General features: G+C 37.8%; 13 protein-coding genes. 5 read left to right on the top strand and 8 right to left on the bottom strand.

Annotated elements, in window-relative coordinates:
- Positions 1 to 33: 33 nt before the first annotated feature.
- The 3 genes from ASG21_RS07950 to ASG21_RS07940 all read right to left on the bottom strand — a co-directional run bounded on the left by ASG21_RS07950 (position 34) and on the right by ASG21_RS07940 (position 3,449).
- Complete coding sequence (locus ASG21_RS07950; RefSeq protein ID WP_056077998.1) at positions 34 to 1,599, bottom strand: ABC transporter permease/substrate-binding protein; 1,566 nt, start codon at positions 1,597 to 1,599, stop codon at positions 34 to 36.
- The gene (locus ASG21_RS07945; RefSeq protein WP_056077995.1) at positions 1,596 to 2,504 is read right to left on the bottom strand and encodes an ABC transporter ATP-binding protein; all 909 of its coding nucleotides are present in this window, start codon (positions 2,502 to 2,504) and stop codon (positions 1,596 to 1,598) included. Before ASG21_RS07945 ends, ASG21_RS07950 begins: the two co-directional genes overlap by 4 nt.
- A 519-nt stretch (positions 2,505 to 3,023) precedes the next feature.
- On the bottom strand, positions 3,024 to 3,449 hold the full coding sequence (locus ASG21_RS07940) for a hypothetical protein (protein WP_206743169.1): 426 nt from the start codon (positions 3,447 to 3,449) through the stop codon (positions 3,024 to 3,026).
- A gap of 243 nt (positions 3,450 to 3,692) precedes the next feature.
- Between ASG21_RS07940 and ASG21_RS07935 the strand changes: the two genes are divergently transcribed.
- Complete coding sequence (locus ASG21_RS07935) at positions 3,693 to 4,874, top strand: glycosyltransferase family A protein (RefSeq protein WP_056077990.1); 1,182 nt, start codon at positions 3,693 to 3,695, stop codon at positions 4,872 to 4,874.
- Here ASG21_RS07935 and ASG21_RS07930 read toward each other — a convergent pair.
- The 4 genes from ASG21_RS07930 to ASG21_RS07915 form a co-directional block, all read right to left on the bottom strand.
- Positions 4,844 to 5,428 (bottom strand): class I SAM-dependent methyltransferase, encoded by a 585-nt coding sequence (locus ASG21_RS07930; RefSeq protein WP_056077987.1) that lies wholly within the window; start codon positions 5,426 to 5,428, stop codon positions 4,844 to 4,846. The two genes, ASG21_RS07935 and ASG21_RS07930, sit on opposite strands and share 31 nt — an antisense overlap.
- Positions 5,428 to 6,153, bottom strand: coding sequence for a PIG-L family deacetylase (locus tag ASG21_RS07925; RefSeq protein ID WP_056077984.1), 726 nt, complete (start codon positions 6,151 to 6,153; stop codon positions 5,428 to 5,430). The genes ASG21_RS07930 and ASG21_RS07925 overlap by 1 nt, the downstream gene beginning before the upstream one ends.
- Positions 6,154 to 6,155: 2 nt before the next feature.
- A complete protein-coding gene (locus ASG21_RS07920) occupies positions 6,156 to 7,334 on the bottom strand; it encodes an acyl-CoA dehydrogenase family protein (RefSeq protein ID WP_056077982.1) in 1,179 nt (392 codons plus the stop codon).
- 156 nt (positions 7,335 to 7,490) lie between these two features.
- A complete protein-coding gene (locus ASG21_RS07915) occupies positions 7,491 to 8,594 on the bottom strand; it encodes an acyl-CoA desaturase (protein WP_056077980.1) in 1,104 nt (367 codons plus the stop codon).
- A 387-nt stretch (positions 8,595 to 8,981) separates the two neighbouring features.
- Here ASG21_RS07915 and ASG21_RS07910 point away from each other — a divergent pair, with 387 nt between their 5' ends.
- The 4 genes from ASG21_RS07910 (at position 8,982) to ASG21_RS07895 (ending at position 12,416) form a co-directional block, all read left to right on the top strand.
- Positions 8,982 to 9,887 (top strand): universal stress protein, encoded by a 906-nt coding sequence (locus ASG21_RS07910; RefSeq protein WP_056077976.1) that lies wholly within the window; start codon positions 8,982 to 8,984, stop codon positions 9,885 to 9,887.
- A 9-nt stretch (positions 9,888 to 9,896) separates the two neighbouring features.
- Positions 9,897 to 10,343, top strand: a complete 447-nt coding sequence (locus ASG21_RS07905; RefSeq protein WP_056077973.1) for a GNAT family N-acetyltransferase — start codon at positions 9,897 to 9,899, stop codon at positions 10,341 to 10,343.
- A 1-nt stretch (position 10,344) separates the two neighbouring features.
- Positions 10,345 to 11,460 (top strand): alanine/ornithine racemase family PLP-dependent enzyme, encoded by a 1,116-nt coding sequence (locus tag ASG21_RS07900; RefSeq protein ID WP_056077971.1) that lies wholly within the window; start codon positions 10,345 to 10,347, stop codon positions 11,458 to 11,460.
- Between the two features lie 86 nt (positions 11,461 to 11,546).
- Positions 11,547 to 12,416, top strand: coding sequence for a helix-turn-helix domain-containing protein (locus tag ASG21_RS07895; protein ID WP_128414249.1), 870 nt, complete (start codon positions 11,547 to 11,549; stop codon positions 12,414 to 12,416).
- A 201-nt stretch (positions 12,417 to 12,617) separates the two neighbouring features.
- Here ASG21_RS07895 and dnaK read toward each other — a convergent pair whose 3' ends face one another.
- Positions 12,618 to 14,498 carry a molecular chaperone DnaK gene (gene dnaK, locus ASG21_RS07890; RefSeq protein ID WP_056077966.1) on the bottom strand — a complete coding sequence of 627 codons (1,881 nt, stop codon included), beginning with the start codon at positions 14,496 to 14,498 and terminating at the stop codon, positions 12,618 to 12,620.
- Positions 14,499 to 15,015: the final 517 nt, after the last annotated feature.

Genomic DNA, 15,015 nt, shown 5'->3' with positions numbered 1-15,015 from the left:
AATCGATTACTGATAACCAGCTGTGTAAATGATCTATTTTGAATCGAGATAATTTTTAAGGTCAGAAATACTTTTTATTTTCAGTTCATCTGCCTGTTTTTTCCGCATAATCAAGGCATAGGAATTATTAAATCCAAGCGGTTTCAGCCATCGAATTCCATACTGTTTCTGAAATTCTGAATTGACATAATCGTATGTATCTTCTGCACTTTTGGTAACGGCAGAAAGTGTTTTTTCATCAGTTTTCAGTAAAACCAAAAGTCCGGTTCCTGTATATTCTGGATAAAAATCGATGGCGTCGTTCATCAGAGCATCAAAGCAGATTTTCGTTCCGCCCAATCCTGTTTTTGTCTCCACTTTGTAGCTGGTGTAGCCTTCGATCAGCATTCTGTAAATCTCTGTGAGAATATACTGTTCGCCAAAAATCTTGGAGCCAATTCTTACCGTTCCCCTATTTCCGTTTTGTGGGTCTTTGAACAAATTGTTTTTAATTAAAAAATCCTTTGCAATTTCTTCAGGTGTCTGGTTGAGATGATCTGAGCGGTAATTTAAATCTGTCATAATTGAATCATTAAATTTTCCGGCAAGTAAATCCAGTGTTTTTTCAAGATCAGGGAATTTGCTTAAAGTCTCTTTTTTAATAACAGGCGCAGCAAAATAAGGAGGAAAAATCTTCCTTTCATCTTCCAAAACAACCAAATCAAAAGCCTTAATTCTTCCATCAGTTGAATAGCCGCTGATTAAATCGAGCTCACCTTCATAAACCGCTTTGTACATCACCGCATCATTCACAACTTTTGGACTTACATTCAGACTATAAACGGAACGCAAACCGAGATCACCATCCTGTCTTCCCATAAACTCAGGTGTAAAACCAGCTTTCAGCACAGTATCAGTTTTAGTATCAAACCAGTAACCGGCACCAATAATCATCAACAGCAGAGGAAAAACATACCAGAATTTTCGAAGATCCTGATATTTTATTTTTTGAAAAACAGCAATTGTTTTATCCAGCAAAACAGCTAAAAGTGCCGCCGGAATTGCGCCGGCGAGAATCATGTTGGTATTGTTTAAGGAAATTCCTCCAAAAATAAATTCTCCCAAACCGCCTGCTGCAACAAATGACGCTAAAGTTGCAACGCCGACATTTATGACGGCCGCAGTTCTGATTCCGGCAATAATGACGGGCATAGCCAGAGGCAATTCTACTTTGAAAAGCAGTTGTTTCCGGTTCATTCCCATTGCTTTTGCTGCTTCTATGACTGCCGGATTCACCCCCGTAATTCCAGTGTAAGTATTTCTGATAATTGGTAAAAGTGCGTAAATCAACAGTGCAACAATGGCCGGAGTGGCACCAATTCCAAATGCCGGAATCATAAATCCCAACAGCGCAATACTTGGAATGGTCTGCAGAATTCCAGCAACGCCTAGAACCGAACCCGATAATTTTCTTTTCCGGGCGATCAGAATTGCCAGTGGCAAACCGACAATAACTGCCAAAAGCAGCGACAAAAATGTAAGTCCCAAATGCTGTGTGATTTGGGTGAGTAATTTTTCGTGCTGTTCGGAAACAAACTGCCAAAGACTTTGCTGCTTCATACGGTCTGCAGTTTTCGGTAATCGTTGAATGCCTTCGTGATTCTCTCGTAAGCAACTGTATTTTGTCTGTCGGAACTTAGATTCTGCAAAATATTCCAGACATTTGAATCTTCAGAAAATTCCGTATTAAAATCCGAAAGCACAGGAAATAAATCTTTTAAAACCGTGACTTTATACTCCAGCAACAGTCGGTTTGCCGCGAAAAAGTCTCTCACGAAATCATTTTTTGGATGATAAAGCATTTCTTTGGGCGTTCCGGTTTGAATGATTTTACCTTTATCCATCAGACAGATCCTGTGACCGAGTTCAAAAGCCTCCTGTACATCGTGGGTGACAAGAATTATTGTTTTATTTTTCAGTTCTTCCAAAGATTTAAATTCAGAGTGAATATCAGCTTTCGTAATATTATCGAGAGCTCCGAAGGGTTCATCCATCAGTAAAATCGGAGAATCTGCTATTAATGCTCTGGCGATTCCTACCCGCTGCTGCTGGCCGCCACTTAGTTCATGAGGAAAACGGGAAAGAATATCGGGTGAAAGATTTAATTTGGATAAAAGTTCGTGAGTCCGGCTTTCGGTTTTCTTTTTGTCCCATTTCAAAAGATTTGGAACGGTTGCAATGTTTTCTTTAACGGTATAATGAGGAAATAATCCAGAATTCTGCATCACAAATCCAATTCCCATCCTCAGATCTTCTGCTTTTTGGTCACGGATATTTTTTCCGTCAATCAAAATATTTCCGGAATCGGCTTCTATAAGGCGGTTAACCATTTTCAGGGTTGTCGTTTTCCCGCATCCGCTGGTTCCTAAAAGCACCAGAATTTCCTTATCATTTGCCTGAAAGGAAATATGATCAACGGCTGGCTTTCCGCCAAAATATTTGGAAACTGATTCAACTTTTATCATAGAATATCATTTAGCCTGAAAGATTTTACCGTCATGTAAGACTTAAGTTTTTTGGATTGCTGTTCAAACCGTCCGAAATATTACAACGGAAGTGATCAATCTGCGAATTTTACGCCTTGTGATTTATAGCCACTTTAAATTTATGCGTCAAATTTTCAGACTACTTCAATACAACTATCTTGCCGCCTCTTTTACTGATTTTTTAACGAACGGAGGATTTAATTTAATCAGTCAAATTGATTCATCCGATCTTTTTAATCTTTTTGCTGTACTTTTTTTCCTTAACAATAGCAAGTCTCATTAAAGCTGAAGAGCCTGTTTAAATTTCATCAAAATTAATTTCCAATCCTAAAGGGAGTTAATTATGATGAAATTTTCAAGGCATTTTCCATCCTTTAGGGTTGGGTAAAAGAAAAATCACTTGAAAATTTGTTTAAAATCATTTTTAAACAGGTTCTAAATCTATTTCAACATTTAATATGAATTAAAAATCAGATTTGTCACTGTCTAAGTACCAAACTACTTACCGGGTTCAAAATCCCTGAATTTACGTTGGTTCCAGCGTCTTGCGTAAATCTTTCCTTCCTCAAAACGGTAGAAATAAGTCTCCTTTTCTCTTTCGTACGGTCTGATCAGCGTAAAACATTCTCCTTCAGGCAATTCGATAATTTCATGGATGGTGAATGCCGAAACATAATGTGAAGTTCCTTCTTTACGGTGATGTACCGAAGTGGTGTAGGTACCGTCTTCAAATATTTCGTAAATTCTTTCCACGTAACTTCCTTTTAAAATATGGGATGTAAAACTGAAAGGATGATCGTGAATATGCTCATTCTGATCTTTCTCGCTGAAGTGATGAATAACCGCATCAAAAGGCAATCCTCTGAGATGATGCTTGGTAAATACGGCATTCATTTTTTCACGTTTACTTTTAATATTAATCATGATTTTTTTAGATTTGAAAATAAATTCATTCAGAAGAAGACCAATATTCAATTTAAATATCAGAAAACTTCCTTCACAACTGTTTAATAACGGTGATTGGTATTGGAATTGCAAATATCTAACTCAAATCCAACTTTTCGGGAAACTTACGTAATTATTTTTCTATTTATAAATTAATAAACATTAATTCCGCCGTAAATCATTTTTCTGAAAAGTAAAACACCTGATAACCAAGATTAATATATGAAAAATCCCACAGAACATCACCATGATTTTTTTTCAGGACTTGAAATTTCTCCGGATGTGAAATCATGTATTGTAATTCCGGTGAAAGATGAGGAAAACTATATTTTAAAAACACTCACGTCATTTGCTGAGCAGGTAGATTTGAAAGGAAGAGCACTTGATCCCGAAAAATTTGAAATCCTCGTTCTGGCCAATAACTGTACAGACAACTCTGTGGATTATATTAAACAGTTTCAGAAAAACCATCCGAATCTTAAAATTTATCTTGATGAAGTTAAATTGCTTCCTGCACAGGCCAATATTGGTTATGTAAGAAGAAAATTAATGGAATGTGCTTTTCTGAGACTCTCTAAAAACGGCGGTGGACTGATTATGACAACCGATGGTGATACGATGGTAGCGCCAGACTGGATTGCACAGACACATCAGGAAATTGAAAATGGTGCTGAAGCAGTTGGCGGCAGAATTTTACTGTCAGATAGCGAGCTCTCAGCATTGGATGAATTTACACTACTTCACCATTTCAGGGACGAAAAATATCATCTTTTAATTGCCGAGCTGGAAGGAAAAATAATGAACTGTAATAATGATCCAAATCCGAGACATCATCAGCATTTTAACGGAAGCTTTGCCATCACAACAGATTGTTATACGAGATCAGGTGGCGTTCCTGTAGTCGATCATCTCGAAGACTGTGCGTTTTTTGAAATACTGAAAGGCGTCGATGCAAGAGTACGTCACAGTCACGATGTCAAAGTTTATACCTCTGCAAGATGTGTGGGCCGGACGGAAATTGGCTTATCTTATCAGCTGAATGTCTGGAAAAACTTAGGAAACCATGTGGATGATTATTTTGTGGAATCAGGCGCATCCATCATCAGCAGACTTACTGAAAAAAGAGATCTGATGACTTTGTGGAGAATGAAAAATTTGACGGAATCAGATTTTAAAAGATCGATGAAAGAAATTAATCCTGAATTAACTGTCAACGGGGAGATTTATAAATCTTTTCTTCAGACCACTTATTTTGGTGAATGGCATAAAAAAGTGATGCAGCTGAAACAGGCTACAGGCAGAAAAAGATTTCCACCTGTACATATTGACAACGCAATTAAAGATTTACAGAAAATGGTTCAGGAATACTCTGATTATGATTTAGCCCAGACGTCCATTCTATAAGTTTCTGCCCTGTCTGAAAATACATTTTTCATTCTGTTACTCATCAGCTTTTCAAATGTTTCATGTACTTCGTCGCCGGTTTGCGGGTAGTCATGTACTACAGGCAACCAATGAACCAGAGCTACATTTCCACCCTGCTGTAATCTGTCATACAGACTTTCAATCGCCACTTCCCAATCATCTGGTGACAAATAATAGGCAACTTCCGAAAGCATAATCAGATCATAAATATCATCAGGAAGCTCCTGAGGGAAACTCATTTTTTCAAATCTGACATTTTCTAAATTTTCACACCTTTTTTCTGCAATATCCAAAGCCTTCTGCGACACATCTGTTGCAAGAAGATCACTGCTTTTTTCAGCGAGCATCTTCGTAAGAACGCCAATTGAGCAGCCTATTTCCAGGGCTTTTTCATAGTGTTTCTGTGGAAGCGCTGCTATGGTTGCTGCATACTTTTTCGCCTCATATTCGCTGGTTTCAAAATTCCATGGATCTTCGTTGGCGTCGTAGACCATTTTGAAGTATTCTGAGTCTAAAGATTTTTTCTCGTTCATTATTTTGATATAAAAAAAGTTTCATAAGGAACATTAAACTGGTCAAGCATATCCTGAGAAAGCTGAAATCCTTCGGGATCATCGCTGATGATGCCGCTGATCTGAGATCGGTGTTGTGAAACCGCTTCATTTTTTTTGGCAAGCACACTGCTGATATTTAATCGAAATGGCATTGACTCATCTGTGGTCGGTTCATCTCCGTTCTGACCCAATTCCCTGAGCCAGATCGGGTATTCATATATTTTTGCATTTGCCGTTTCTGAAGCATCAATCAGTTGAAAGGCCGCCCGATGATCAGGGTGCGGGTCTCTCCGCCAGGGAACAAAAATACTCTGCGGTTGAATCATAGCCATCATTTTCGAAATACTTTTAACAGCATTTTCAAATCCTTCGTGATTGATTGAGGGCACATTTCTGTCAGGATATCTGCAAAATATAATGTTTTCAGCTGGGACACCTAAAATTTCGGCTGCATCAAGCAGTTCTTTCTCACGTAAATCTCTCAGTTCTTCAGCCGGATATTCCCTGCTGTTCGGATGCGATAACGTACCGTCGCTGAGCAGGAGAATATAAACCGTCTGTCCAAATTTACGAAGCAGTGAAATTACTCCACCACAACCCAGACTTTCGTCATCTGCATGCGGTGCTACAATCAGAGTAGTTCCGAAACCTGTTACACACTGTTCCGGTGCCAACGGTATATTTTCAAAATTGATTTGATTCATTTCTATTTATTTAAATTTAAATTCCAGATTTCACCTGCACTGATATCTGACTGCAAAACATGTCTGCCGACATCAGCCAATGCCGCATCAGGTGCGGGCTGACGGAGATAGGTGCTGAGATCACGGATAATCCGTTCAAAATGATAGGGTTTGTTGAGACCCCGTGCACCAACACATTTCTGACATAAATTCATCACATCAGTACAGATCTGCTCAACTGCACTCCGCATCATATTGGCATAAATGATAAAGCTTTCTCCCTCACTCACAGCCGGCTTTTCCATATATCTGTCAAGTTTTAAAGCGGCTGCATTCAACCACTGATTTCCTGATTCCACAGCAATAGCCATTTGTCCCAACCGCATTTTCTGAGAAGGATCATCCATTCTGTTAAGACTTTTAAGATATTTTCTTGTTTCATCTAAAAGCTGCTCTGCCGCACCAAGCTGAACTGCCGCAAACCGTATTGCACCACCGCTGAAACCGGGCTGCTGATAATATTCACCAGCAGATCCCAACAGATTTATTTTTGGAATTTGCGTTTTAAAAAATGTCATTTTAAAACTTCTGCTCGCTTTCATGCCCATGGGGTTCCACCAGCTGGAATCACTTGATGTACTGAGTTCATCCAGCGGAACAACACACATCTGCCACGATCCATCTTTTCTTGCAGCAGTCACGATGGGTCTTGAAACATAATCTGTACCGGTTGCAAAAGTTTTTGACCCAGTGAGATGATACATATCTTTTTTGACCTTAGATAAAGAGGTGCCGTCTTGAGCCTGAGTATTCCAGACGCCGAAAAGTCTGCCATCAAAAGCGTCTTTGGCGAAAGTCTTTTTTTGCCTGTCGTTACCAAACTGACTGATCAGAATCTGTGCATTAATATGACCTTCCAATACTCTTCCCATCACCAGATTTCCCCGTCCGATATTTTTCAGGATGTTAAGTAAAGCCAAATTGGTTCCGGGTTTAAGACCTAAATCCTGCCCGCCAAATTCCCTGGAAACACTTGCTGTCAAAAGTTTTGCAGATTTCAGTTTCTCTAATGTTTCTTTGGGAAAAAAATTTACAGAATCGGTTTCAGCAGCTTCAGCCAGAGAGGATTCACCAATGATCTGAGCAGAAATAACCAATTCTGCCAATCTGGATTTATTTTTTTTAATGTATTTATTTTTCAAACTTTTGATTTATAATTCGGTGTTTTTACAGAACAAGCAAAACTGCCACCATTTGAATTGGTTTCTAAAAAAGAAAGTTTCAGCGGCAGCCTAAAATAATTTTGAAACTGCTCAAAATTCAACGTAAAGATAATTCAGCTTTTTTTTAAAATAAAATCAGACACCTACTGATATTTTACTGTGGGCTTGCTTGCCAAATCTTTTCAGTGTTACAAAATGGGAACGCAGTGCAGATCCAAAACTCTTATTTTCATTGTAAGGTAAATTGAACTCCAGGGCTGTTTCCTTTACGATCTCAGAAATATCTCCGTAATGTATGTGGCAGACTTTGGGAAATAAATGATGCTCAATCTGTCTGTTCAGTCCGCCAAGAAAGAATGCCGCAAGTTTATTGTCTGTGGCAAAATTTGCTGTTGTACGCATTTGGTGCTCTGCCCATGCTTCTTCCATTTGTCCCTTTTCGTTCGGTAGCGGGAAATCTGTACCTTCAACTACGTGAGCAAGCTGAAACACAAGTCCCATCGTAAGACCTTCAGCAATATGTAAAAGCAGAAAGCCTATCAGAAACTGCCACCAGCTTACATCAAGAACCAAAAGCGGTAAAATGATAAACAGGAAATAGTAAAGTGCCTTGTAAAAAAATAAATTGAAATATTCCAGTTTGGGATGTTTGCTCTGATGGGCACCAATTTTCTTTTGAAAAAACTTGAGATAATCTTTACGGAACACCCAAGACAAAGAAGCAAGGCTGTATAGTGGAAACGCGTACCAGTGCTGATACCGCTGGATGGAATTCACCTTATCTTCTTCAGCAATCCTGATTAAGCCCGGTGCCACAATAATATCTTCGTCATGACCGGGAATATTAGTGTATGTATGATGAACCACATTGTGGGTAATACTCCATACATACGGATTGGCTCCGATAAGATTAAAGATAAAACCAAAGAATTTATTCACCTTTTTATTACCGGAAAGCGAACCGTGAATCGCATCATGGCAGACATTAAAACCAACAAATGCACTGAACATTCCTAACAGCACAGAAAGCGGAAGCAGTGCCCACAGCGGTGTCAATCCTGAAATTATCACAATATAGATCCCGACGAAACCTGTTAAAAAGAACGCTGTTTTTTGCCACATTGATGCATTTGCATGCTGACTTAAATTCTGCTGGCTGAAAAATAAATCTACACGGCCTCTGACAGTCGCATAAAAACGGGAATTGGATGTAGATGAGAATTTAACTTTTTGAGTCATAAGATATCGTATTTGATCAACTTTTCGCGAACAAACAGATATGCTAAAACCGGAAGTTGGAATAAGGAGAAGATTAAAAAACACCGGCAGGCTACCGGAACATATTTAGATACCTGCAATAATTGTTCCCTATTACAGTTTCCTGTAATTCAGTTTAAGATTAAAAGTGCCATACTATAATTTTTTGAACTTATATTTATATTCTAGAAATGTCAGTTATGAATATTTTCTTAAATAAATTTTTCATTTTTAAAAACTGATTGATCTACTTTTCCATAAAAATATAAAAAGATAAAATATACCATAACCGCATTCATTTCTGACATGATTTCAAAATGGTACACTCTAACTTTGCATCCTCACTTTTGAATTATTATTCACACCAAAATGCAGAACTTAATCAGTACAATATTAGTGGCAGTTGATTTCACCGCGAAATCACGTAATGCAGTAGAAATGGCTGTACACATTGCTGCCCGACATAAAGCAGAGATCATCTTATTCCACAATATCACCAGTCACGCGATCATTGACCGCACCGGATTACAGGTCGTGGGTACTGAAACCATCAGCGATAATTATCAAAAAATACAGATGTTGGTAAAGGAACTTGAACTTTCTTTAAAAGCGCAATTTCCTACTCTGAAAATAAAATCAATCATCACAAATGACCGTTTATTGAATGGGATAAACGGAGTAATTTACTCTGAAAAAGCAGATCTTGTTATCTGTGGGAGTTCGGGACAGCAGAATTTTGTACAGCTCGTTTTGGGATCTTTATCCTATCAAATCTTAACCGATGCCAACTGCTCGGTTTTACTCGTGCCGGAAAACTGTAAAAAACACTCATTCGACAAAATCCTTGTTCCGGTTCGCGTACTGGAAGATTTAGCAGATAAAATTGAGCTTTCCATTGCCATTGCCAAAAGAAACAAAGGCATAATAAGTCTTTTGGGAATCAGTAACGATGAGGATGTAGTGAAAATTAAGGAGGCATATCAACGCGCCAAAACTAATATTGCCATAAAATCGCAGGACTATGATTCTCAGTTTCTACTGACAAGAAACAAAGCAACGCAGATTTCAAAATTTTCGGAGGATGACAGTGCAGATATTATCATTCTTAATTATAAAGATGAAGATAGCTGGAAGTCATTTTTCTCGGAAAATTTTTTCAAACAGATTATTAATTACACGGATGTGCCTTTGCTGTTTCTTAAAAACAGAAAACTGAGCAAAAACTTTTCACAGGATCAGATTGGTCTTGATATTACACTGCCGCATCCGGGATAACAGAATTTTATGATAACAATACAAAAATATTCAGATGAAAACAGAACCAACGCCAACGAAAAAGAGGAGATCGTTCAGTTTCTTTTTGAGCATCTTGATCAGTACGGTGATCCGGAAAAAGATATTTCGGACGCTGTCAGCTATTCGCTAGGACTTAACAACAAACCCGGCGGACTTATCATCACAGCACGTGATGAAAAAACAGATCAGCTGGCAGGTGCCGTCGTCGTTAATAAAACAGGCATGGGCGGCTACATCCCTGAAAACATCCTCGTTTACATCGCTACCGATAAAAATGTGCGGGGTCAGGGAATAGGAAAAAAATTGATGCAACAGGCTATTGAATCTTCACAGGGAGATATCGCACTCCACTGTGAACCGGAAAATCCGGCAATACATTTATACAGAAAGCTGGGATTCTCCAGTAAATATCTTGAAATGCGGTTAAAAAAATAAAATGTCATATATCACTTTAAATACCAGTAAATTACATCACAACTATAATTATCTTAATCAGCTTTTCAAAGAACACCATATTGAATGGGCTGTTGTTGCAAAACTGCTCTGCGGAAATGAAAAGTTTCTGAAATGCCTTTTGAAAATCTGTGGCAAGGAAGTCTGCGATTCACGTTTGACCAATTTGCGTCACATCAAAGAGATTTCATCCAAAACACAAACGGTTTATATAAAACCACCCGCAAAAAGATTAGCCGAAAGCATCGTAAAATACGCAGATGTGAGTTTTAATACTGAGCTTGATACCATCAAAGGGCTGTCTGAAGAAGCTTCAAAACTAAAAAAGATTCACAAAATTGTGATCATGGTGGAAATGGGAGAATTAAGAGAAGGAATCATGGCTAAAAATCTTCCGCAGTTCTATGGCGAGGCAAAAAAAATTCCAAACATAGAAATTGTGGGAATTGGTACCAACCTCAACTGTCTCAACGGAATACTTCCGGATGAAAAAAAACTGATCAAACTCAACCGTTTTAAAGAAATTACCGAAGAAATCCATCAGACAAAAATTCCTTTTATATCGGCAGGTTCATCAGTAACTATTCCGCTTATTTTTAAAGATAAAATTCCCGAAGGAATTAATCATTTCAGAGTTGGCGAAACTTTGTTCTTCGGAACAGATGTTTACAATGATTCGGTGATCAGCGGAATGTATCATGATGTGTTTAAACTGACTGCGGAAATCATTGAAATTGTAGAAAAACCTATGATTCCAGCCGGCAAGGCAGGAACCAACCTGACAGGGGAAATCCCTCAGCACGATGACAGGAAAAAAGGCAAGACTTCTTTTCGAGCTATTGTTGATGTTGGAATTCTTGATGTTGATATCAGACATATCGAGCCACTTTCTTCAGGAATTGAAATTATTGGGGCAAGTTCAGATATGATGATTCTGGATCTTGCGACTAACGAATGCGATTATCACGTGGGAGACACCATCGATTTCAGTATGAATTATATGGCCGTTCTGCGGGCGATGAATTCAGAATACATTGACAAGGTTGTTGAGCATAAAATCAATGCCCGTCAATTTAAAATACTGGAAAACAGCAACTAAATTTTATCAAAATTTATAAAGAAATACCGCAATAACAATTGTGGTATTTTTTATGTATCCATTTTAAAACATAAACATTAAAAATTTTGAATCACAACATTGAGTCACTGACTTTAAGCAAACTCAAAACCCATTCTGCCCTGCGAAATGAGTTTATGATCCTGCAATTCGAAGAATTTGTTGAGAATTTGCATTCAGACTCGCATATTAAAAATAAATTTTACTGCTTTTTACTTTTCGACAATGCTGAAGGTTTAATCATTATCGATCGTCAGGAATTTGATGTAAAAGCTCAAAAGTTCTTTTTTATCAATTACAATCAGGTGTATCATTTTAACAATATTCACTGTGATAAAGGATATGTTTTGATGTTTACACGGTCGTTTTACAATTATGTCTATACCGGAAACAAAGTGATTAAAAGTGATAACGCCCTCAGCGACGTATCACCTTACATAGTCTTGTCTGAAGAACATTTTGCAGATCTCGGCAGAACATTTGAAGAGCTCCAGACAGAGTATTTAAAAAGTAAATTTTTAAGGAAAGAAATTATCTGTCTCCTGCTCAAAGTATTTGTTCTAAAATATATACGCAGTTCCGACAAAAAAAACAAAATTGAACGGTCTGTTGACCACAAAAAACAGATTGTAGAGAATTTCAGTAATTTGGTTAACCGTCATTTCAAAGAATTAAAAACGACTTCACAATATGCTGAAAAACTGAATATCACTGCTAATTATCTCAATGTACTGATTAAAGAAAATCTTGATATTCCGGCAGGCCGGTTCATCAAAAACAGAGTCATTCTGGAGGCTGAGAGACTGTTGCTTCACACTACACTTTCCGTTACAGAAATATCTTACGAATTGGGCTTCAGCGATAATTCTCATTTTGGGAAATATTTTAAGTCTGCTACTGCTTATGCACCCGCAAGATACCGTTCACTAAAATCCTGAGATTATAATTCTAAACCAATTTTTAAAATAAAAACTGATGAGTAATGTAAAACACACACTGCCTAATACCATTCTGAGAACATGTAAACAATAAGCAAAAGTGGATTTTGGCTTCAAAAATTCAGACCAAAAAAGAAAAACCGCTACAGACATTCGTCCGTAGCGGTTTTATATGTTTTATTGATTAATATCAATCAATAATTATTTCACTTCTTCAAAATCTGCATCCTGTACATCTTCTGCTCCACCTGCATTATCCTGAGCTCCTGCGTCAGCACCCTGACCTTGAGCATACATTTCTTCTGAAGCGGCCATCCATGCTGCATCTAAAGCTTCTGTTTTAGCTTTTACTTCTTCTCCATTTTTAGCTTCGTAAGCAGTTTTCAATTCTGAGTGAGCAGTTTCGATGGCTGCTTTTTTGTCAGCAGATAATTTCTCACCGAATTCTTTCAACTGCTTTTCAGTCTGGAAGATCAATCCGTCAGCTTTGTTGAAGATTTCAACTTCTTCTTTTCTTTTTGCATCTTCTGCAGAGTTTTCCTGAGCTTCTCTCTTCATTCTTTCGATTTCCTCGTCAGAAAGACCTGAAGAAGCCTGAATTTTGATAGACTGCTCTTTTCCTGTTCCTTTATCTTTTGCAGAAACGCTAAGGATACCGTTCGCATCAATATCGAAAGTAACTTCGATCTGAGGAACCCCTCTTTGTGCCGGTGGAATATCTGTTAAATCAAATCTACCGATTTCTTTGTTGTCGTTAAACATTGGTCTTTCACCCTGTCCTACTCTGATGCTCACAGCTGGCTGGTTGTCAGAAGCTGTAGAGAATACTTCAGATTTCTTGGTTGGGATTGTTGTATTTGCATCAATCAATTTAGTAAATACAGAACCCATAGTTTCAATACCTAAAGAAAGTGGCGTAACGTCTAATAAAAGTACGTCTGTCACGTCTCCGGTTAAAACTCCACCCTGAATAGCCGCTCCGATTGCAACAACCTCATCCGGGTTAACTCCTTTTGATGGTTTTTTACCGAAGAATTTCTCAACTTCTTCCTGAATGATCGGGATTCTTGTAGAACCACCTACCAAGATTACTTCGTCAATATCTGAAGTAGATAAACCTGCATCTTTCAATGCTTTGGCAACAGGCTCCATAGATCTTCTTACCAAATCTGCAGATAACTGCTCGAATTTAGCTTTAGTTAAAGTCTTCACCAAGTGCTTAGGACCTGTAGCTGTAGCTGTAATATAAGGAAGGTTGATTTCAGTTTGAGCAGAAGCTGATAATTCAATTTTCGCTTTTTCAGCAGCTTCTTTTAATCTTTGTAAAGCAATTGCGTCACCTTTAAGATCTACACCCTCTTCAGATTTAAACTCATCAGCCATCCAGTTGATAATTACATCATCAAAGTCATCACCTCCTAAGTGCGTATCACCGTTTGTAGATAATACTTCGAATACACCGTCTCCCAAATCAAGGATTGAGATATCGAAAGTACCACCACCTAAGTCGTACACTGCGATTTTTTGATCTTTGTGAGCTTTATCCATACCGTAAGCCAAAGCAGCTGCTGTAGGCTCGTTGATAATTCTTTCTACTGTAAGACCGGCGATTTCACCAGCTTCTTTTGTAGCCTGTCTCTGAGCATCGTTGAAGTAAGCAGGAACAGTGATTACCGCTCTTGTTACTTCCTGACCTAAGTAATCTTCAGCAGTTTTCTTCATTTTCTGAAGGGTCATTGCTGAAATTTCCTGTGGTGTATATTCTCTGTCGTCGATTTTTACTTTTACAGTATCGTTTGGTCCTGCAACCACTTCGTAAGGAACTCTTGAAATTTCTTTCGCATCTTCCTTAAAGTGTGTACCGATGAATCTTTTGATAGAATAAACAGTTTTCTTCGGGTTGGTTACCGCCTGTCTTTTAGCAGGATCACCTACTTTTCTTTCTCCATCTTCTGTGAAAGCCACGATAGATGGCGTTGTTCTTTTACCTTCTGCGTTAGGGATTACAACAGCGTCTTTACCTTCCATTACGGCAACACAAGAGTTTGTTGTACCTAAATCGATTCCGATTATTTTACTCATAATATTTATATTTTTTCTAATTTTTTAAATTGTAATAACACTCTCACTTTCTCAATATCTGTACCATGGGAATTTTTATGACAAATTGACAGTTTTGGATTTTTTAAATTTAAATTCAGACAACTTTTAAATAGATTTGACTTAAAATGACAGTGATGAAACTGTTTTCTTAGCACAAGAAAGACAAGATATTTCACTTTATTATTAAATCTTTAAAGTTTCGATAATATTTAAACTAAAATTTTATTACTGTTGAATTTTTTTGGATTTAAACTTAATTTTTTCCTCGTGAAAACGCTTCGACAGGCTCAGCGTGACAGCGCTAATTCTTATCGTTTGTAGATCAAAATAATATATAAATCGAGATAAGCATTTATCACGTGTCAGGCTGAGCCTGTCGAAGCCTCTTTTTTTAAAGCTTGCTTACTGTCGATTCCACAAAGAGTTAATCAAAAAACTTCGTATTCTCAGCTCACTGAAATGCCATTGTCTCCCTAAAACACAATACAAAAAAAAC

It is taken from the genome of Chryseobacterium sp. Leaf394, from assembly GCF_001424105.1.
Taxonomy (GTDB): Bacteria; Bacteroidota; Bacteroidia; order Flavobacteriales; family Weeksellaceae; genus Chryseobacterium.
The sequence above is the reverse complement of the archived record's forward strand: the minus strand, read 5'-3'. Positions and strand labels throughout refer to the sequence as shown.